We start from the raw sequence: 19,542 nt of genomic DNA on the forward strand, positions 1-19,542 counted from the left end.
TGCGTCAGGCCAATTGCGTTTTCTTGCATTCCCGGCGTGCCGATTCGCTAGGGGCGCCGTACCTACCGGATGCGGTGCGAGCCGCATGTGGGTCGGGTAGGTGGCTTAGCCGTCGCATTGGGTGTCGGCGCCGCCGTCGTTGCCGGTTGGGGCAGCGGGAGGTTGCGAAATGCCGGCGGTCCAACCGATGCATCTGTTGTGGTTGCTCGCCGCGATCGCAGTGCTCGCCGTGGTGTGCACGTTCGTCGGAGCGGCTGTCGCGAGGCGTAACAAGCGGCGCGCGCGGGATCTTCGTCCTCGGCTTCTTCTGTGGCTTGACAGCGGGTGTGATTCTGCGGCGATGGCGTCGCGGCGGCAGTGACCGCATCGCCGCTCGAGTGTTCACCGTTGTGGCATCAAACCTTCGACTGGGCTCAGGCACCTTCCGCTGAGAGGCGTTCGCGAAGGGTGGCCGCCCGAAGCGTGAGGTGGTTGCGCTCGGCGAGGGTTTGCGCCTGTGCGACGGCCTGTACGTAAAGCTGTGCCGCCGTGGCGATGTCGCCGGCACGCTCGTGGAGGTGAGCGGCCGAAGCGGTGTATCGCGGGAGCGTCGGGTCTAGCTCGGCGAGCGCGGCGAGCCCCGCCTGCGGTCCGTCTGCCTCACCGACGGCGACGGTGCGATTGAGCCGCACAATCGGACTGTCGGTGATGCGGACGAGCTCGTCGTACCACTCGACGATCTGCACCCAGTCGGTCTCGTCGACTGTCTGCGCGTCGGCGTGCAGGGCAGCTATCGCAGCTTGGGCCTGATACTCCCCGAGCTGGTCGCGGGCCAGCGCGGCCTGGAGCATGGCAACGCCCTCGGCGATCAGGTCGCGCCGCCACAGGCCGCGGTCCTGATCGGCCAGCGAAACGAGACTGCCGTCGGCGCGTGTCCGGGCCGGGCGTCTCGCGTGGTGAAGCAGGAAGAGGGCGAGGAGTCCCGCGACCTCCGGGTCGCTGGTCGTCGCGGCCAGCTGCCGAGCCAGCCGAATCGCTTCCGCGGCGAGGTCGACATCGCCGCTGTAGCCCTCGTTGAAGACGAGGTACAGCACCCGAAGCACGGTGCGCAGATCGCCGGGTTGATCCAGCCGGACGTCGCTCGCGGTGCGCTTGGCCCGGCTAATGCGTTGGGCCATCGTCGCTTTCGGCACGAGGTACGCCTGAGCGATCTGGCGGGTGGTGAGGCCGCCGACGGCCCGCAGCGTCAGCGCGACCGCCGACGCGGGAGTGAGGCTCGGGTGTGCGCACAGGAAGTAGAGCTGCAGCGTGTCGTCCGCTGATTCGGTCGGTCCGGGTGGCGGCTCGTCGGACACCCGGAGCTCGCGATTGCGCCGCGCGATGTCGGATCGGGTCAGATCGAGAAAGCGACGCCACGCCGTGGTGATGAGCCAGCCCTTGGGGTCGTTGGGGACTTTATTAGGCCACGTCCCCCACGTTTCAATGGCCCGTATCAACGCTTCCTGCACGGCGTCCTCGGCGGTCGCGAAGTCCGCCCCGCGGTGGACGAGGGCGGCCAGCACGCCGGGAATCAGATCCCGTAGCTGGGCCTCGTCCACCGCATCGGCGGCCATTACTCGGTGACGGTCGTCGGCGAGCCCATGAACGGCCGGACTTCGAGCCACTCGTGGATCGGCTTGCCGCCTGCGCCGGGCGCCGCGGACAACTCGCCGGCCAGCTCGACGGCGCGCTGGTAGGAGTCGACGTCGATGATCATCCAGCCGGCGATCAGGTCCTTGGTCTCCGCGAACGGCCCGTCGGTCACTGGCGGCTTGCCCTCGCCGTCGTGGCGGACCCAAGCGCCCTCCGGGGCCAGTGCTTGGCTGTCGACGTACTCGCCGCTGCCTTCCAGGCGCTTCGCGAAGTCGTTCATGTACTGGATGTGATCCTGGACCTCACCGGGTGTCCACTGGTCCATCGGCACGTCGTTGACCGACGCAGGCGCGCCTCGGTAGTGCTTGAGCAATAGGTACTTAGCCATCATTTTCTCCCTTCGAAGGTAGCGACCCTAGTTGGTCGCTCACCCCTAGGACGGAGCCGTCACGAAGTTCTCGACATCGCGGCTCTAGCCGCGGTACTGCGCCACGCGTTCGGCGCACTCGTCGTGCATTCGCGCAGTTGATCGCGTTCTTGAATCGTTCAGCCTGACTACTCTTTCTCAATTCACTGTCACGTCTTCAGCGAGTATCTCCTTCGCGACACGTCTACGGCAGGTCCCATCGCCGTCAGTGGTGATCTGTAGAGTTCTCGCGTGCCTCGGAGCTCAACCGTGAAATCTGTAAATGCCCGTCTCGCTGAGGAATTGGCTGTCAAGGAGGTTCAGGTCGCCGCCGCTGTGCGGCTACTGGACGAGGGCGCCACTGTTCCGTTCATCGCCCGGTACCGCAAAGAGGTGACCGGAAGTCTCGATGATGGCCAGCTGCGGACCCTCGAGGAGCGCCTGCAATACCTACGGGAGCTGGACGACCGTCGGGCCGCGGTACTGGCCTCCATCGACGAGCAGGGCAAGCTCACCGACGAGTTGACGGCCGCCCTGATGGCCGCTGACACCAAATCGCGCGTCGAGGACATCTACCTGCCCTACAAACCCAAACGACGGACCAAAGCGCAGATCGCTCGTGAGGCTGGACTCGAGCCCCTTGCCGATCGGTTGCTCGCTGATCCGGCCCTGGTCCCAGAACAAGCTGCCGCGGAGTTCCTCAGCGACGACGTCGCCGACGCACCCGCGGCGCTGGACGGAGCACGACACATTCTCGCCGAGCGAGCGGCCGAGGATGCCGGACTCGTCGGTGCCATCCGCGAGAAGTTCTGGAAGGGCGGTTCGCTGCGGACGGCGCCCTGGTCGGAGGACGCCGCGAAAAGCGCCGCAGCGCAGAAGTTTCGCGACTACTTCGAGTTCAGTGAATCGCTGCAGAGCATGCCGTCGCACCGCGTGCTCGCCGTGATGCGCGGTGAGAAGGAGGAGGCGCTTGCGCTCACCTTCGACGGCGGCGACGACGAGCCGTACCACGCCATGATCGCCCAGACTCTCGGTGTCGACATGACCTCGAAGGCCCCGGCGACACCCTGGCTGGCGGCGACCGTCGCGTGGGCGTGGCGGACCAAGCTGAACATCTCCGCCAGGGTCGACGCCCGCATCCGGTTGCGCCAACGCGCCGAGGAGGAGGCCGTAGCGGTGTTCGCCACCAACCTCAAGGACCTCCTGCTCGCCGCGCCCGCGGGTAACCGCACGACCCTGGGCCTGGACCCGGGTTACCGAACCGGTGTGAAGGTGGCCGTGGTTGACGGCACCGGCAAGGTGGTGGATACCTGCGCGATCTACCCGCATCAGCCGCAGAAGCAATGGGACACGGCCAAGGCGACTCTGGCCGCTCTGGTCGCCCGGCACGGCGTCGAGTTGATCGCCATCGGCAACGGCACGGCGTCACGCGAGACCGACGCCCTCGCCACAGAACTCATCGACGACATCCGGTCCGCCGGCTCCAACGTCCCCGCGAAGGCCATCGTGAGCGAGGCCGGTGCATCGGTGTACTCCGCCTCTGCGTACGCGGCGCAGGAGCTGCCGGCACTCGACGTGACACTGCGCGGGGCGGTGTCGATTGCGCGGCGGCTGCAGGATCCGCTGGCCGAACTGGTGAAGATCGACCCGAAGTCGATCGGCGTCGGTCAGTATCAGCACGACGTCACGCCAGGCATCCTCGCGCGCAGCCTGGACGCTGTTGTCGAGGACGCGGTGAACGCGGTAGGCGTCGACCTCAACACGGCCTCCGTGCCGCTGCTGGCGCGAGTGTCGGGGGTATCAGAATCCTTGGCCGAGGCAATCGTCGGCTACCGGGACAAAACGGGACCGTTCCGCAATCGCAGCGCATTGCTGGACGTTCCACGGTTGGGGCCCAAGGCCTTTGAACAATGTGCAGGCTTCCTGCGGATCCGTGGTGGCGACGATCCGATCGATGCGTCCGGTGTCCACCCGGAGGCGTACCCGGTTGTCCGGCGCATCCTGGATCGCTCGGGTGTCACTCTCGCCGAGCTCATTGGCAACGAGCTCTCATTGCGGTCGCTTCGACCCGCCGACTTGGCAGACGACCGGTTCGGCATCCCCACGGTGACCGACATCCTCACCGAACTGGAGAAGCCGGGACGTGATCCGCGGCCGGCGTTCTCCACGGCTACATTCGCGGCCGGCGTGGAGAAGGTGGCCGATCTGAAGGTTGGCATGGTCTTGGAAGGTGTGGTGACCAATGTCGCCGCGTTCGGCGCGTTCGTCGATGTTGGTGTGCATCAGGACGGCCTCGTACATGTCTCCGCGATGGCGGATCGCTTTGTGTCCGACCCGCATGAGGTTGTGCGCTCCGGTCAGGTCGTGCGGGTGAAGGTCATGGATGTCGACGTGGAACGCCAGCGGATCGGGTTGAGTCTGCGTCTGAACGACACACCGCAGCCCGACCGGGGCACGCGTTCCGACCGCGCAGGCGCACCCCGTCGCGACGCCGTCAAGCAAGGGCGAAACTCGGACCGTGGCAAGGATTCTGGCCGGCAGGCGTCGAACCCAGCCGCGGGATCGATGGCAGAGGCGTTGCGTAAGGCCGGTTTCGGAAACTGACCCATGTAGTTCTAAGTCAGCCTCAGATTCCAAGTGGTAGAACCTTCATCTGAGTCGGTACTCATGGGCACGTCGCGAGTCCAGCTGGCGATGTAGCTCCAGTCGGAGTCCTCCACCCACGCGAGAGTGTCGAAGCTGGTGGCCTTTTCGCGAATGAATCTTGCGTACAAGTCGACGTTGTCCTTGATCCACATGTCGTCGCCGCGAATTTTCAGTCGGAGAACGAGGTGGCCGTTCAGTCCGTTAGAGAATTCGAATCCATACCCTGGATATGGCATCGGATTCTGGCCGACGCCGGGCGGGAGTTCGGGTGTCTTGTCGTTTCTCCGCGGCAGCCTTGTGGGGCCTATGTAGTCGTAATTGCGGATCGCGCCACGCTCGAGATCATCCTCTGTCGGATAATCCAAGTTCAGCACACGCAGTTGAGCACCATCTCTTACGACGGCGGCTTGGACGAGGCTGTCGGTCCCTGCGTCCAACGAGTCCTTCGTTTCGACGACCATTCTGATTGCACCTAGCCACATTTCAGATACTCCATCCACTGGTTACTGTCAGGTGCCGCCAGCGTGTCACTGTCCAGATGGGTCGTCCTGAGTAGTCGAGTACCTGTTCTTGCCGGCCAACGCACGCAGCCGAACCCGAGGAAGCGCAGACAACCGTGCAAGCCTAGGCGGCCGTCGAGATGCAATCGCCCAGACTGACCGCCGCTAGTGGCCCGCGTTGCGGGCCAGATTGATGGCGTATTGATTCACGAAGTTGCCCGCCGGCGGATCACCGCGGTTGCACGATCCGTCGGATTCGCCGGGACGTTTGATCCACAGGTAGGCGTCGGCATGCGCACCCGCGGTAGCCGCAGTGGGCGGAGTGCCCAGTGCTCGGCCGCTGGGGTTGCACCAGTCGAGCGGGGAGTCGGGCGCTGGTCCGGCGCCGTTGCGCGACGTGTCGATCACGTAGTGCGAACCGTTCGTGAGCCCCGAAATCGCCTCGCCGTAACCAATCTCGTCATCGGTCGTGAAGAAGTTAGCCGTGTTGAGGCTGAAACCTCGAGCGTGGTCCACACCGGCCTGTTTGAGCCTGGCGGCCATGTCGTCGGCACTGTGCCAGCGCAAGTGGCCAGCGTCGATGTATACGGCCGCGGCCGGATTGCGGGTCAGCGCGTCAACGGCGTAGCGAATCAAGTCGAACCGTTCCTGGCGCTGGTCACCCGACAGGCAGTCGGCCATGGCGAGCGCATCGGGTTCGACGATGATCGCCGCCGGCGACGAGCCCAGGTCGGCGGCGATGCCGTCGATCCAGCCCTTGTAGTCTGCGGCCGTCGCGAACCCTCCCGCAGCGAAGCTGCCGCAGTCGCGGTGTGGGATTCCATAGAGTGCCAGCACCGGCATGGCGCCGGCTGCCTGCGCGTCACCGGTGTACTTCGCGACCGTGGCTGCAGAAGAGCCCGGGACGATCCAGTACGCCTGCGGCGTGTTCGCGATGGCGGTCAACTCAGGGCTCGGCGGATCGGCGCTCTGCGCGGCGCGCATGGCAGCTGACGTCGGATTGACGTAGAACGGCACTCCAGCCAACGGGTTTGCCTCATCGGCGGCCAGCCGTACCGCCGGGGCAGGACCGGCGTGCACCGGGTCGGCAAGAAGGCCCAGACAGGCAACGGCCGCAAGAGTGAGGAAGGGCGCGATCCACCGTGCGACTGCGCTGGCAGCTGAGGACATCACCCCGGGAAAGTTAGTGCTTGGAAGCACCGAGCGCCAATCACCCACGAAGCAGTGGATCTGGACGTCGGCACACGGCGCCGACTGTTGGTTACGCCTTGCCGAGTGTGACCTGCGTCGTCTGGGCTGTCCCGGATTCGTCCACGTAACTCAACGAAACCGTGTCGCCGGGCGCTTTCGATCGAACCGCGGCCACGAGCGCTTCCGGACCGTCGATCACCTGATCGTCGACCTTGGTGATCACCGCACCACTGGGAACGCCCGCGGCTGCCGCGGGACCGCGGTCGACGACCTCACCGATTGCCGCCCCGCCACCTTTTGCCGAGTCGCTGCTGAGCTGCACGCCCAGGGAACCGTGGCTGGCAGTGCCGGAGGAAACGAGCTCATCGGCGATGCGTTTGGCCTGATCGGCCGGAATCGCAAAGCCGAGGCCGATCGATCCGCTCTGGCCGCCGCCAGATCCGCCGTCGCCGCCGCCCATGCTCGCGATCGCGGAGTTCACCCCGATCAGTTCTCCGTTCATGTTCACAAGTGCGCCACCGGAATTACCCGGATTGATCGCTGCGTCGGTCTGGATGGCGTTTAGTACGGTGACGTCGCCGCTGGCACCGTCGCCAGCGGCGACCGGCCGATTCAGCGCACTGACGATGCCGTCGGTCACGGTTCCCTGCAGACCCAGCGGTGAGCCGATCGCCACCACTTGCTCACCAACCTTCACATCTTTGGACGATCCCATTGCGATGGGCGTCAAACCCGACACGCCTTGAGCGCGCACAACGGCGAGATCCCCGGCGGGATCGGTGCCCACGACGGTGAACGGCGCTGTCTGGCCGTCGGAGAAGGTCACGGTCTTGGTGATCCCGCCGCCGTCGGTGGAGTCAGAGAAGGCGGGCTGGGCTCCTTGATCGGCGCCGACCGCGGGAGCTACGACGTGGTTGTTGGTCAGGATGAGGCCGTCGGCACTCAACACGACGCCAGAACCGGTATCGCCTTGGCCGCCCATGTCGATCTGCAGCTTGACGACACTGGGCATCACTTTGGCCGCGACTTGTTCGACCGAGCCGGCGGGCGCCTTGGCTGCGGGCTGGGACGGCGCAGGCGCCTGGGCGATGGGCGGCTTTGTGGCGGTCGTGTCGTGGGCTAGCGCGACAGCGCCGATGGTGGCCGCACCGAGTCCACCACCGACGACTGCGGCGACCGCAGCGCCGGCGACGATGGCGCCGCGACGAGGACCTTTCGGCCGCAGCCTCGGAATTGGCGTCGTAATCGGCTGGTGTGCAGCATGATACGGATCGTACGGTGACGCCGTCGGCTGCTGGGTGTAGCGATAGTCGTAGCGCAAATGTGAGGGAATGTAGGCGTTGGCACCGTGGTTTGCCTGTCCCGCAGGCTGACTCGGATCGGGTTGGTTGCCGGGCAGATCCGTGGGATACCGCGGAGGGTTCGTCATCGTCTTCCGTTCGTTGGTCAATCGTGAATCAGCCCAGTGGCTTCAGCACAAAGATGCCTACGATGACTGAGACGGAACTGAGAGTCTGCTCAGGGAAGCCCGAGACTTTGCTCCGAGCCGCCGAACATTAGCCTGCCGCGGCGGCGCGCTGGCCGACTGCCGCTGTCAACCGCGCAATCCGGCGGCGCAGCACTAGCGCGACTGCCGACTGCCAGATCGCCAACAAGGCGAACAGTGCAGCCAGCATCCATTGGTGGTCAAGGCCCTGCAGCACTGCAAGTACCGCAAACACGCCAACAGCCGCCGGCGCCCATCTGTTCGACTGGCTGCTGACGGCCAGCCAGCCCTGCCACACGGCGGGCTCGATCTCCGCAGGCAGTTCGCCGGTCCGCAATGCGCGCTTGTACCTAAGGGCGTCGTCCGTCGAACCGTAGATGCGGTGCATGCGTTGATCCCCCAACACGACACCGATGACGCCGGTGAGCATGCCGGCGATCATCGACACCACGATCCGGGCAGTGACCGACTCACCGGTGTCGCCCCAGGGCGCGGAAACGGTATAGAGCGACATCACTCCGAAGATCGCAGCCGCCGACAGCACGCCGGTAATAGGTGCGCGAGCTGCCGCGGGCAGCCGATAGAACCAGGTTTGCATGGGGTGTCTCCTCAAAATCCTGCGCGTGGCCGAGCTTCGGCCGCACATGTACGGGTACTGAGCCCGCCTGCAGGAGACACTTTTTCGAATCTCCGAACAAGTCGCGGAAATGTGTCCCGCGTGTCGGCGGTCGCCGCCCGTATATACAGCGCAGCCATCGGGGCCTGCGCACAACGCGGGAAGCCGGTCGAACCTCTAATTGTCCTGGGGCACAGCCTGTTCCGGGTTCACAGCTTTTCGGCTCGGTTTACCACGGCCGTATGCACTCACATCGAAAGGAAAGAGCAATGAAGACACGGGCTTTACGCGCAATGACGGCGGTGCTGATCTCCGGCGGCATCGGTCTCACCGGTCTCGGGCTAGCCAGCGGTACGGCCCAGGCCGAGCCATACCGGCCATCGACGTATCACTGGTGCCCCGGCGACTACTGGAACCCTGGCTGGGGCTTCAACTGGGAGTGGCTGCTGTGCCATGACGACTGGCACCGAGATATCGACGGGTACTGGCACGGCCGCGACTACCACCGAGACGGCTGGCGCGGCCATCGTGGTGACTACTGACGAGGCGGCGACGGTGCAGCCTCGGTCGTTACCCGAAGTAACAGCATCAATTGCGCGCGCCGCATATGCCGGGTGCTAGCCGCCGCGTGGCCCGCAAGTTGATAGCCCTTTGTGAACCGATCGGCCATCCGTTGCGTAAGAACTTCTGGAGCCCGGCACGACCTCGGTCGGCCGGGCCTCCGGGTGAGGCTCGGTAGACGATCGACCCCCGTTTGGAGACCTATGTCAGTGACAGCTGAGTTCGACTGGAACGTTGTGGCTGACGCCGAGTTGGTCGGTGCTGCCGCCGCAGGCGACAGGGCGGCGTTCGCCGAAATCTATGACCGCTACGCCACCCGACTCTACGACTTCTGTGCCGGCATCGTGGGTGACCGTGACGCCGCCGATTGCGTCCAAGAAGCGTTCTACAACGCCGCAGTCGACCTACCGAAACTGCGCGATCCCGACAAACTGCGGCCGTGGCTCTACACCATCGCTCGCCACCAGGCGTTGCGAACGTTGCGTGCGCGCCAGCGCGAGACAGTGTCCGACGAGTTGCCCGACGAACCGTCCTCCGACGCCGGCCCCGACACGCAGGCGGCACGAAACGAACTAGCGGTGTTGGTCGCCCAAGCCGAGGGCGGACTCTCACAGCGCGACCGCGAGGTTCTGGATCTGGCATACCGGCACGGCCTGACGAATGCAGAAATCGGGGAGACGCTCGGCGTCAGCGGCGCCTCGGCCAAGAAGATGGTGCAACGGCTGCGCGATACCGTCGAACAATCCTTGGGCGCGCTGCTGATCGCCCGCCAAGCCAGCTCCGGGCAGAACCGCTGCCCTGACCTCGCGTCGACCATGACGGGTTGGGACGGGCAATTCACCATCCTTGTGCGCAAGCGCATCTCGCGTCACATCACTTCGTGCCCGAACTGCGACGAGGATCGGGGCAGGCTGGTGAACCCAACTGCGCTCCTGGGCACCTCGGCTGTGCTCATCCCCGCGCCCGCGTGGTTGCGCGAACAGACGCTGAGCAATGCGCCGCATCCTCTCGCCGGTACAACCGCTGCCGCCGCAGCGGCCGGTCACGCGGCAAAGCACGTCCCGGCCCGTCTGTTCGCGTTGACCGGCCGCTTCACGTTGGTGGCCGCAGCGGTCGTCGCCGTCCCAGCGGTGATATGGGGTGTGTCGACCGGGCCGCCCGCGCCGCAGGATACGCAGGTCACGCCAGTCACTTCCGTTGAGGTCAAGCCTGTCGCGCCGACGACCATTCCCTTGCAACGACCCAGCAATACCGCTGCGCCGCAACCCAATGTCCCGGCGACTGAACCGAATACGTCGGTGCGACCCTCTTCAGGTCCGGTGGACACGGACATCCCGAATCCCGAGAATCCGGGAAACCCGCCCATCGAGCAGGCGCCGCCACCGCATGAAACCACCGCTTCGGTGCCCTCGAGTGCGCCGACCGTGACGCGAACCAGTCACGCCGCACCAGCGTCGGTGGCGCCGAGCCCTCCGGCCGCCACGCGCCAACACACACCGCAACAACCTCCGGCCAAGCACTGCCAAGACGGGAGCACCGTTGACAGCGGCCAGTCCTGCCCTACCCCCCAAGCGCCTGCCAGACCGAATTGTCCACATGTGGCCGTGCCGGGCAACCCGATCTGCGGGCGGACAACAGAGGGCAACTGAAACGGGCCCAGACCAAGATTGGTCTGCGAAAAAGTGTCCCCACGGATGTCCCAGCTTCTCCGTACATATGTCTGCCGCCCACCAGGACGGCCATCGGAAAAGGAGCTCTGCATGAACACCACCGCTAGCAACATCAGGTCCGTGTCGGCGCGCCGCAACGCGTTCGGTTTCCGGGTGTTGGCTGGGGCGATCTTGACGGGCGGTTTCGCGCTGGCCTGGTGCGACTCCGACTACTGAATCGGCTACTGGTAGCACGACGGATAGGAACACAATGGATTTCGAGAAGTACGCAAACATCGCATTTCTCGCGGTTTTCGGCGTCGGCTTGGTCCTGATCGTCTACGGGACGTTCGTCAAGAACAAGTGGGGCATCAACCTCCGTCGCGTCGCATGCCCGAACTGCGGAACGGAGGTCGGGCGAGTGCGGATGCCGAACTCGGGTAAGCAGGCGATGTGGGGCGGCCATACCTGTCCCAACTGCCACTGCGAGATAGACAAATGGGGCCGACGGACTACCCCCGAAAACCTCTGACAGCGCTTGCCGACTGAACAAGACCGACACTTCGAATACGCGCACTCCCCCAGCCGAATGAGGCTGGGGGAGTCGCTTTGCGTACCGCCCCTTGGTGTTTCGTGCGTGCGGCAAAGCCTCGACGGCGGCCGCCAGCATCGGCAGAAATTTTCACAAAAGATGTCCCCCACGCCCGCGATCGCTGCCCATACATACAGCGCGGCCGTCCGGGCCGCCGCACGAGAAAAGGAACTCCGTCATGAACACCACCCACAACACCAAGACAAAGCGGCTCATTGCGGCATTGGGGGTAGCAGCAGCCGCTGCGGTGGCACCCGCCCTGCTGTTCGCCGGTGCGGGAACCGCGCAAGCTGAACCCTGCTCCTCCTACGACGCTTCCTGCTCCCCTTTCCCTTCGATTAGCAACGAGGACCTCGGTTCGGTGGTGGCAGCGGACCCAGGCGGTCCTACCGGGGGATTCAATCCGCAGCCCCTCGCACCGCTTTGGCCGCAACCGCAGCCTGTGCCTGGTGCATCTGCGTGGAACAACCTGCCGCAGGAGAACCCGATCACAGCCATATTCGACGGCCTTGGGATCGACCGCGGGTGGTGACAGCCCGCGGATCTCGGTGACTACCGTATGGTCGGCCCGTCAACCTGCTTAGGTGGCGGGCCGACCGGCCGTTCACAGTTCGAGCATGATCGCCGCCGGCCTGGCCGGCGCTATCGTGTCCGCGCGTTACTGTGCTTTGGTCGGCCTCAGCGAACCTGCCGATGGAAGAGTTGGGCACATTCATGACCGCAGCAGCAGAAGCGTCGGCGCTCGAATCGCGGGTCGGCCACTACTACCGAGCGGACGACACGTACCTGGTCGGTCGCGAGAAGGTACGCGAGTACGCCCGTGCAGTGCAGGACTATCACCCCGCGCACTGGGATGTCGCCGCCGCCGCGGAGCTGGGATATTCGGGCCTGGTGGCTCCGCTGACGTTCACGTCGGTCCCGGGTATGACCTGCAATCGCCGCATGTTCGAATCGGTGGTCGTCGGTTACGACACCTATCTACAGACCGAGGAAGTCTTCGAGCAGCACCGCCCGATCGTGGCCGGCGACGAACTGCATATCGACGTCGAACTGACGTCGGTGCGCAGGATCGCCGGCAGAGACCTGATCACCGTGACCAACACCTTCACCGACACCGCCGGCGAGCGGGTGCACACCCTGCACACCACTGTCGTCGGCGTCACCGCCGAGGACCTCGATCCGGCGATCAAGACAGCCGTGCAGAACGCGATGATGCACGACTTGAACATCCTCGCGATTGGCGAGAACGATGCCGCCTACCAGAAGACGGTGCGCCCCGAGGGCGAGGTTCGGATCGCCGAGGAAGGCGCGACCCGCACGCCGGGTACGCCGTCCTTCGATGACGTGCAGGTCGGCGACGAGCTACCCGTGTATCACACCCGACTGTCCCGCGGCGACCTGGTGAACTACGCCGGCGTGGCCGGCGACGCCAACCCGATTCACTGGGACGAGGACATCGCCAAACTGGCCGGGCTGCCCGACGTGATCGCTCACGGAATGCTCACCATGGGGTTGGGTGCCGGATTCGCCTCCGCATGGTCGGGCGACCCCGGTGCCGTTACTCGCTACGCGGTGCGGCTGTCCCAGCCCGCGATCGTGTCGGCCACCGAGGGCATAGACATCGAGTACAGCGGCCGGATCAAGTCGTTGGACCCGGTGACCCGCACCGGCGTCGTCATTGTCGCCGCGAAGTCCGGTGGCCGGAAGATCTTCGGCCTGGCGACGTTGAACGTCCGCTTCCGCTGACCCTGGCGGTGACGGCGTGGAGCGGCTTCACTCCTACTCCTGTCTCGTTCCGGTGAGAACTGACAAAATACTTAGTTCAGGTAGCGTTTCAGGAGTGCGCGCAACTGACGGGGCGGGCTCTTGCACTTCATGCGTGCTGCAAAGGTCGACGGCGAACAGAGGAGCGGCAGGGTGAATCTCGGTCCGTGGGGTGATCTCACGATCCTCGCTGCCGTGTTGGAAATGGTCTTCGCCACTTTCGTGTTCGTGTACATCGGCCGGCTGGAGAATCGGACATCCCATCCTTTAGGTGAAAAGGTGGGCGCCCATAAAGCGGTGCTAGCGAAACTCCGCAAGCGCGAACCGATGTCGCAAGAAGAAGTGGGTTATGCGACCGAATTGGTCGCTGACGCCCGATCACCGCTCGCGTACGCGATACCCGCGGCTCTGTTCACGACGGGATTCTTCTACGTGGTCGGCTGCCTGTACATGCTCCACATAGATGGCGGTCATCCCTCCTTTCGAACGTTCATCGGAGGCATCCCGATGTTGACCTCGATGAACATGGCCGCTCAGCTGCGCAGGGTCGCACGGTTGAAAGGGAAACTGCGGGACGTTTCGGTGACGGAGCTCGAGCCGTCTGACGAGCTGACCGGAGTTGGTAGGGCCTGACCCGAGGAGGCGACCGATGACCGAGTCGAGCTGCGCGACTCGTCACGCCTCGGATCCCGTCGCCGTGCGTCTGATCAGCGAAAGCGGTTGCTGTTCAACACATCCGACTCTCAATCCTCACTTTTGAGAGCGTGGTTGAGCTCCGGAGACCGCCGGGTCGTCGTCTTCCCACAGCAGTAGTTGACGAACCGATTGGCGTGATCCGTAGGGCTGAAGCATTCGGCTGGCGGGGCGGGGACGCACCTTCAGCGGCCACCAGAACCAGCGGCCGATCAGCGCCGCGACGGCCGGAGTCATGAATGAACGCACGATCAGCGTGTCGAACAGCAGACCGAGGGCGATAGTGGTCCCGATCTGACCGAGTATCCGCAAGTCGGCGAATATGAAGGAGGCCATCGTGGCTGCGAAGACCAAACCGGCGGCTGTCACCACCGCGCCGGATCCGGCCATCGCCCGGATGATGCCGGTATTCAAGCCGGCGCCGATCTCCTCTTTGAACCTCGATATCAGCAACAAGTTGTAGTCAGACCCCACGGCCAACAGCAGGATGACGGCCAGCGCCAGCACGATCCAGAACAACTCGATACCGAAGATGTCCTGCCAAATCAGCACAGAAAGCCCGAAGGAGGCACCCAACGACAGCGCCACGGTGCCCACGATGACGAACGCGGCGACGATGCTTCGGGTGATGAACATCATGACGAGCAGAATCAGACAGAGCGCAGCGATTCCGGCGATCATGAGATCGTATTTGGCGCCGTCCTGGATGTCCTTGTAGGTGGCCGCAGTGCCGGCGATGAAGATCTTGGACCCGGCCAGGGGCGTGCCCTTGACGGCTTCCTGCGCGGCATGTCTGATGGCGTCGATGTGCGAAATACCTTCAGGCGTAGCGGGATCGCCGTCATGGGTGATGATCATGCGGGCGGCCTTACCGTCTGGTGACAGGAACAGCTTGAGCCCGCGCTGGAACTCCGGGTTGGTGAACGCCTCCGGCGGTAGGTAGAACGAGTCATCGGTTTTCGACGCGTCGTAGGCCTGGCCCAGGGCGGTCGAGTTCTGCAGTGCCGCCGCAGTCTGGTCGTTGATACCCGAGGTGGTGGCGTAGTTCGTCAGTGTCAGGTCGCGGTTGGTCTGCTGAGTGGCGATCTGTGGCGGGATCAGCGCGAGCAGTTTCGGCTGCAGCTCATCCAACTTCGTGATGCTCGCCGAGACGTTGCTCAACTGGTCGGTCAGTGCGTTGATACCGTCGAGTGCGTCGAAGAGGGATCGCAGTGCCCAGCAGATCGGGATGTCGAAACAGTGTGGCTCCCAATAGAAGTAGTTGCGCAGCGGCCGGAAGAAGTCGTCGAAGTTGGCGATCTTGTCGCGTAGGTCTTGGGCCGTGGCGACCGTCTGCTGAAATGCCTTGGTCTGCTCGTCGGTGGCTGTGCTGGATTGTTGTTGCAGCGCATACTGCTGCCGCAGGATGTCGATCGAGTTGTTGATGGTGTCGACCTGTTTGAGTAGGTCGGCGCCGCGGGCCTGCTGGAAGGGCAGGTTGTTGATCTGAGACGCGCTTCCGGCGCTGATCTGGAACGGTATCGACGTGTGGTCCAGGGGCGTGCCGAGAGGCCGGGTGATCGACTGCACCTGTGCGATACCGTCGGTGTGGAAGACGGCCTTGGCGACGCGCTCCAGCAGGATCATGTCGGTCGAATTGCGCAGATCGTGGTTGGCTTCGATCATCAACAGTTCGGGATTCAGCCGCGCCTGCGAGAAGTGGCGTTCCGCGGCCGCGTAACCGACATTGGCCGGGGCACCGGCAGGCATGTAGGGCCGCGCGTCGTAACTCGTCGTGTACCTCGGCAGGGCAAGCAGACCGATGAGGGCAATGGCGATCGTCACCACCAGCACGGGCCCGGGCCAGCGAACGATGGCTGTGCCGATCCGCCGCCAGCCTTGGGTGCGCATGGGGCGGGCGGGTTCGAACAGCCCGAAATGGCGGCCGATGGTCAGTAACGCCGGTGCCAGGGTCAACGCCGCCACCACGGCGACGAGGACGCCGGTACCGGCGGGAACGCCCAGGCTTTGGAAATACGGGAGCCGGGTGAAGGTCAGACACAACACCGCGCCGGCAATCGTCAGACCCGAACCCAAGATGATGTGCGCGGTTCCGTGGTACATCGTATTGAACGCCGACACGCGATCCTGCCCTGCGTAACGTTCTTCGTGAAAGCGGCCGAGAAGGAAGATCGCATAGTCTGTTCCGGCCGCGATGACCAGGAGCGTCAGCAGATTGGTCGAGTACGTCGACAGCTTGATGATGCCGGCGTTTGCGAGGACGGCGACGACGCCGCGGGAGGCGGTCAACTCGATCATCACAGTGAAAATCACGAGAAACACTGTGGTGAGACGCCGATAGAGCCAAAACAGCATCACTGTGATCACCCCGATGGTGATCAGTGTGGTTTTCAGGGTTCCGTGGCGGCCCACCTCGAACTGATCTGTGACCAGGGGCGCGGCGCCGGTGACGTAGGCCCTGACACCCGGCGGCGGCGGTGTGTGATCGACGATGTTCCGCACCGAATCGACGGACTCATTGGCCAACGACTCACCCTGGTTGCCGGCGAGGTACACCTGCACCAATGCCGCCTTGCCGTCGGAGCTCTGCGAGCCGGCCGCCGTCAGCGGATCCCCCCAGAAATTCTGAATGTGCTCTACGTGCTTGGTGTCCTTGGAGAGCTTGTCAATCAAGCCGTCGTAGTAGTGGTGCGCGTCGGCACCGAGCGGCTGATCGCCCTCCAGGACGATCATCGCCGAACTGTCGGAATCGAACTCGCCGAACACTTTGCCGATACGTTTACTGGCCTGCAACGACGGCGAATCCTGTGGGCTCAGCGACACGTTGTGCGCTTCGGCAACGGTCTCCAATTGCGGCACGAAAACATTCGTCACCACCGCCAGGCCCAGCCAAAACAGCGCGATGAGCACCGCGAACCGCCGGATGAGGTCCGGAACCCGCTGGGTGCTCATCCGGACTTGTCCAGGCAGTAGGTGAAGGCGTTCAAGGTGTTCACCGATCTCTCGTCCTTGACCACGTCGTCAATCTTTATTCGGCAGCCGATCGAGTCGCTGTTGCCCTGCGCCGCCACGTTGACGAAGACCGCCGGCTGGGTGGTGGTCGTGTCGTAGGCCCAGGGCAGCGTGACGGCGTCGGCGCGCTGCGGTTGGGCGTTCACGTCCAGGTAGGTGATGGTTGCCACTGTGCCCGGCGGGCCGAATACCTCCAAGACCACATGCTTGGGATTGAACGGAACGATGTCGTTCTCGGAGCCGCTGGGTGTCGACGTGACATCCTGAGAGGCGAAGATGCCGTGCAGCCGATACACAGCGAGTCCAGCCACCGCGAGCACAGCCACCGCCACCAGTAGCATCCAGCGTTGGCTGAGTCGCCGTCTGATCGAAACCCGCTGCATCCGTGACCCTTTCATGAGCGGCGACAGGCGCGGACGGTAGTGAATTCCATAGGATGGCTAATCAACTAGGTTGACCGTACGACACGAGACCGGCCCCCCACAACACTGGGCCAGTCTCCGCGACGACAAGTGAGAATACGGGCCGAATCTGGGAACTTTCAGGTCGAGCGTCGGCTGCCGTGGCCGACGACGTCGGCGACAGCAGCTGGCGTTGGTGCGCTGATAGATCACGGCGATAAGAAGGCCGTGCCGACTGTGTTCCGTTTAGTTGTCTGCGGGTAATGGAGTGGGCGAGACGATCACAGGCGCATCAGCTCACTTGTCGCGGCTCCACACAACATATTCCGCTGCTGTCGTCGGCGGTGGCTGTCGAGATGCGGTGGAGATTGACCGGACTCGGCGGGCCACTTTGACAAGACTTCGGCGTGTCGACATATGTTGCTGATGTGGCCTCGTCGTAGCGCCGACGAGCTGCGGATACGGCCGAGCATTCCCAGCGCCAGCACCCAAAGCGCTTGCGAGCGCGCGTCTTACCCGGACGTCGCGGTCTTGGCTCAACGCGCGCCCGAGTTCATCCGCATGTCTTGCCGCTACCCGCCGTCAGTCAGTTGACGCTGGAATGATCGGCAGCACGACACGGGAGGGCCGTGTCGCGTCGTGTGCGACCAACTGCCTGGCCGGGCGGGAGCTCGTTCCGCGTTCGCTGGGCTCACCGGTGTTGAGGTTCCGTTCCCATCGGGGGAAGTTGCTGGATGTGATGTGCACCCGAATACGGTGACCGGCACGGAATACGTGGCACGTGGACCAGAGATCCAAGACGTGCTCGACGAACTCGCCTGGCGTCGCAACCGCGCGCACAATTCCGTCGACGATGTTCCGCGAGACGCCCTCGGTGTCGACGTCGCAGAGCCTGGCGACCCAATCGGTTGTCGGCGCGTCTGTCGTCGCGTGGATGAAGGCGCGGATTCGCCCGGTGACTTCCACGTCCTCGGCTAGCGGCTCAGTGCTGTAGACCAGCACGTCCGGCCGGGCCTCAACCTTGTGTTGGTCCAGCGGACCCGCCCGGAACTCGCTCGACATGAGCAAAGCGCCGCCGGTGGTCGGCACGGGGTCGGCCGGGTCGTAGATGAAGGTGTCGGTTCCCTCGGCGGGACCCGGCGGGTCGTGGGCGAGTCGGCCGTCGGCGCGCAGGAAGAGTTCTGTGTCGACGGCGCGGGAGAGCGGCCACTCCTGTTCCTCCCGCCACTCGTTGGTTCCGGTGACGAACAGCAGCACCGGTGGCAACTCCGTCCCCGGCGAATCAGGCTCGCCAGCGGTGTCGCCGGCGTCGAGCCAGCGCGTGAACCACCCGACCTGAATGTCGGTAAGGCTGCCGCGAAAGCCGACGAGCTCGCCGTTCGCGCCCATTCCGAAGTTGACGTCACCCACGTGGCCGTTCCGGTCACTGTGACACCACGGCCCGACGATCAGGTTTGCCGGACGACCGGCTGCTCGCATCGCCATGAAGTTGTCGAGCGTCCCCTGACAGAAGATGTCGTACCAGCCCCCGATATGCAGGCTCGGCAGATCCACCTCCGAATGGCGGCCTGCGACCCGGCAGGACGCAGTCCACGCCGGATCTCGCAGCGACCGTTCGAAGCCGAGCTCCGGGATGTCATGTCGCACGAAAGCGGGGTGACGGCCGGCCGGAAGTTCGCGATAACCCATCTCCGCGACCGCGTCGAAGTCGCGGATCAGCGCCGCAAGTGCCTGTCCTTTGGCCATCGGGTCGTCGGCGTAACGGCGTAGAACACGATCCAGACCCTGCATGAGCGACCACGGCAAGCTGATCCCCAGCTCGGCGGCGCCGCCCCGGGAGAAGAGGCCATCGTTCGGCTCGGACCAAGTTGCCGCCGGTGCGATGGCCTTCAGCTCAGGCGGCTTCGACAGCGCCGCCATCCACTGGGTGTTTCCCAGGTAACTGGGCCCGAACATCCCGACGGAGCCGTTCGAAGCAGGGAGCGCGGCGGCCCAGCGGACCGTGTCGTGGCCGTCGTCCGTCTCGAACGTCCATGGCTCCCACTCACCGTCCGAAGCAAATCGGCCCCGCGTGTCCTGGATGACCACGATGAATCCACGTCGGGCGATACCGGCTGGGTCGAGCATGGCCAGGATCGCCGGAACCTGCTTGCCGTAGGGCATTCGGGCCAACAGCACAGGCCACGGCCCATCGCCGATGGGTCGGTAGACGTCCGCTCGCAGCACAACGCCGTCCCGCATAGTTGCGCAGACGTCATGTTCGATCGTCACATCAAGCACTGATCGGCCTCGTTTCTCTCGTCGATGGGAGATGTCGGCATCCTGCCAGGACCGACGGGTTCTCCCCTACACCCGAACGGGGGTATGGGTCAGGGGGTGATCCTTCGCTTGTTCTGAACTCGGTTGCCTTGCTG

Annotated in this window: 17 protein-coding genes; 8 read left to right on the forward strand and 9 right to left on the reverse strand. The window is 64.5% G+C overall.

The features are described 5' to 3' along the window. Positions 1 to 413: 413 nt before the first annotated feature. Complete coding sequence (locus VJV41_RS02440; RefSeq protein ID WP_325330729.1) at positions 414 to 1,592, reverse strand: RNA polymerase sigma factor; 1,179 nt, start codon at positions 1,590 to 1,592, stop codon at positions 414 to 416. Further along, complete coding sequence (locus VJV41_RS02445) at positions 1,592 to 1,999, reverse strand: YciI family protein (protein WP_325330731.1); 408 nt, start codon at positions 1,997 to 1,999, stop codon at positions 1,592 to 1,594. Before VJV41_RS02445 ends, VJV41_RS02440 begins: the two co-directional genes overlap by 1 nt. A 270-nt stretch (positions 2,000 to 2,269) precedes the next feature. Here VJV41_RS02445 and VJV41_RS02450 point away from each other — a divergent pair, with 270 nt between their 5' ends. Then, positions 2,270 to 4,621 (forward strand): Tex family protein, encoded by a 2,352-nt coding sequence (locus tag VJV41_RS02450; protein WP_325330733.1) that lies wholly within the window; start codon positions 2,270 to 2,272, stop codon positions 4,619 to 4,621. A gap of 11 nt (positions 4,622 to 4,632) precedes the next feature. On the opposite strand, the gene VJV41_RS02455 is transcribed toward VJV41_RS02450, so the two are convergent. The 4 genes from VJV41_RS02455 to VJV41_RS02470 all read right to left on the reverse strand — a co-directional run bounded on the left by VJV41_RS02455 (position 4,633) and on the right by VJV41_RS02470 (position 8,438). Next, positions 4,633 to 5,124, reverse strand: a complete 492-nt coding sequence (locus VJV41_RS02455; RefSeq protein WP_325330735.1) for a hypothetical protein — start codon at positions 5,122 to 5,124, stop codon at positions 4,633 to 4,635. A gap of 204 nt (positions 5,125 to 5,328) precedes the next feature. After that, complete coding sequence (locus VJV41_RS02460; RefSeq protein ID WP_414684861.1) at positions 5,329 to 6,336, reverse strand: glycoside hydrolase family 6 protein; 1,008 nt, start codon at positions 6,334 to 6,336, stop codon at positions 5,329 to 5,331. A gap of 88 nt (positions 6,337 to 6,424) precedes the next feature. Next, positions 6,425 to 7,783, reverse strand: coding sequence for a S1C family serine protease (locus tag VJV41_RS02465; RefSeq protein WP_325330737.1), 1,359 nt, complete (start codon positions 7,781 to 7,783; stop codon positions 6,425 to 6,427). A 127-nt stretch (positions 7,784 to 7,910) separates the two neighbouring features. After that, entirely contained in the window at positions 7,911 to 8,438 is a 528-nt protein-coding gene (locus VJV41_RS02470; RefSeq protein ID WP_325330739.1) for a hypothetical protein, read from the reverse strand. Positions 8,439 to 8,725: 287 nt separating this feature from the next. Here VJV41_RS02470 and VJV41_RS02475 point away from each other — a divergent pair, with 287 nt between their 5' ends. From VJV41_RS02475 to VJV41_RS02505, 7 genes are all read left to right on the forward strand, one after another. Further along, positions 8,726 to 8,998 (forward strand): hypothetical protein, encoded by a 273-nt coding sequence (locus VJV41_RS02475; RefSeq protein ID WP_414684862.1) that lies wholly within the window; start codon positions 8,726 to 8,728, stop codon positions 8,996 to 8,998. Between the two features lie 222 nt (positions 8,999 to 9,220). Next, positions 9,221 to 10,666 carry an RNA polymerase sigma factor gene (locus VJV41_RS02480; RefSeq protein ID WP_325330741.1) on the forward strand — a complete coding sequence of 482 codons (1,446 nt, stop codon included), beginning with the start codon at positions 9,221 to 9,223 and terminating at the stop codon, positions 10,664 to 10,666. A gap of 111 nt (positions 10,667 to 10,777) precedes the next feature. Next, the gene (locus VJV41_RS02485; protein ID WP_325330743.1) at positions 10,778 to 10,903 is read left to right on the forward strand and encodes a hypothetical protein; all 126 of its coding nucleotides are present in this window, start codon (positions 10,778 to 10,780) and stop codon (positions 10,901 to 10,903) included. 34 nt (positions 10,904 to 10,937) lie between these two features. Beyond that, positions 10,938 to 11,198, forward strand: a complete 261-nt coding sequence (locus VJV41_RS02490) for a hypothetical protein (RefSeq protein ID WP_325330745.1) — start codon at positions 10,938 to 10,940, stop codon at positions 11,196 to 11,198. A gap of 238 nt (positions 11,199 to 11,436) precedes the next feature. Then, positions 11,437 to 11,790 carry a hypothetical protein gene (locus tag VJV41_RS02495; RefSeq protein WP_325330747.1) on the forward strand — a complete coding sequence of 118 codons (354 nt, stop codon included), beginning with the start codon at positions 11,437 to 11,439 and terminating at the stop codon, positions 11,788 to 11,790. 182 nt (positions 11,791 to 11,972) lie between these two features. Then, positions 11,973 to 13,004: a fused (3R)-hydroxyacyl-ACP dehydratase subunits HadA/HadB gene (locus VJV41_RS02500; RefSeq protein ID WP_325330749.1), complete on the forward strand. Its 1,032-nt coding sequence runs from the start codon at positions 11,973 to 11,975 to the stop codon at positions 13,002 to 13,004. A gap of 171 nt (positions 13,005 to 13,175) precedes the next feature. Further along, positions 13,176 to 13,655 carry a hypothetical protein gene (locus VJV41_RS02505; protein ID WP_325330751.1) on the forward strand — a complete coding sequence of 160 codons (480 nt, stop codon included), beginning with the start codon at positions 13,176 to 13,178 and terminating at the stop codon, positions 13,653 to 13,655. Between the two features lie 117 nt (positions 13,656 to 13,772). Here the strand turns inward: VJV41_RS02505 and VJV41_RS02510 are convergent, their stop codons facing one another. The 3 genes from VJV41_RS02510 to VJV41_RS02520 all read right to left on the reverse strand — a co-directional run bounded on the left by VJV41_RS02510 (position 13,773) and on the right by VJV41_RS02520 (position 19,399). Continuing rightward, positions 13,773 to 16,667, reverse strand: a complete 2,895-nt coding sequence (locus VJV41_RS02510) for an MMPL family transporter (protein WP_325330753.1) — start codon at positions 16,665 to 16,667, stop codon at positions 13,773 to 13,775. Beyond that, positions 16,664 to 17,110: an MmpS family transport accessory protein gene (locus VJV41_RS02515; protein ID WP_325330755.1), complete on the reverse strand. Its 447-nt coding sequence runs from the start codon at positions 17,108 to 17,110 to the stop codon at positions 16,664 to 16,666. The genes VJV41_RS02510 and VJV41_RS02515 overlap by 4 nt, the downstream gene beginning before the upstream one ends. A gap of 600 nt (positions 17,111 to 17,710) precedes the next feature. Next, positions 17,711 to 19,399, reverse strand: a complete 1,689-nt coding sequence (locus VJV41_RS02520) for a CocE/NonD family hydrolase (protein WP_325330757.1) — start codon at positions 19,397 to 19,399, stop codon at positions 17,711 to 17,713. Positions 19,400 to 19,542 lie beyond the last annotated feature (143 nt).

This window comes from Mycobacterium sp., from assembly GCF_035274705.1.
In the GTDB taxonomy this organism is placed as follows: Bacteria; Actinomycetota; Actinomycetes; order Mycobacteriales; family Mycobacteriaceae; genus Mycobacterium.

Bases quoted from the DNA above. Each gene is read 5' to 3' on its own strand.
- VJV41_RS02470 (WP_325330739.1), bottom strand. From the start codon at position 8,438: ATGCAAACCTGGTTCTATCGGCTGCCCGCGGCAGCTCGCGCACCTATT.
- VJV41_RS02500 (WP_325330749.1), top strand. From the start codon at position 11,973: ATGACCGCAGCAGCAGAAGCGTCGGCGCTCGAATCGCGGGTCGGCCAC.
- VJV41_RS02510 (WP_325330753.1), bottom strand. From the start codon at position 16,667: ATGAGCACCCAGCGGGTTCCGGACCTCATCCGGCGGTTCGCGGTGCTC.
- VJV41_RS02495 (WP_325330747.1), top strand. From the start codon at position 11,437: ATGAACACCACCCACAACACCAAGACAAAGCGGCTCATTGCGGCATTG.
- VJV41_RS02440 (WP_325330729.1), bottom strand. From the start codon at position 1,592: ATGGCCGCCGATGCGGTGGACGAGGCCCAGCTACGGGATCTGATTCCC.
- VJV41_RS02490 (WP_325330745.1), top strand. From the start codon at position 10,938: ATGGATTTCGAGAAGTACGCAAACATCGCATTTCTCGCGGTTTTCGGC.
- VJV41_RS02475 (WP_414684862.1), top strand. From the start codon at position 8,726: ATGAAGACACGGGCTTTACGCGCAATGACGGCGGTGCTGATCTCCGGC.
- VJV41_RS02515 (WP_325330755.1), bottom strand. From the start codon at position 17,110: ATGCAGCGGGTTTCGATCAGACGGCGACTCAGCCAACGCTGGATGCTA.
- VJV41_RS02485 (WP_325330743.1), top strand. From the start codon at position 10,778: ATGAACACCACCGCTAGCAACATCAGGTCCGTGTCGGCGCGCCGCAAC.
- VJV41_RS02455 (WP_325330735.1), bottom strand. From the start codon at position 5,124: ATGGTCGTCGAAACGAAGGACTCGTTGGACGCAGGGACCGACAGCCTC.
- VJV41_RS02480 (WP_325330741.1), top strand. From the start codon at position 9,221: ATGTCAGTGACAGCTGAGTTCGACTGGAACGTTGTGGCTGACGCCGAG.
- VJV41_RS02465 (WP_325330737.1), bottom strand. From the start codon at position 7,783: ATGACGAACCCTCCGCGGTATCCCACGGATCTGCCCGGCAACCAACCC.
- VJV41_RS02445 (WP_325330731.1), bottom strand. From the start codon at position 1,999: ATGGCTAAGTACCTATTGCTCAAGCACTACCGAGGCGCGCCTGCGTCG.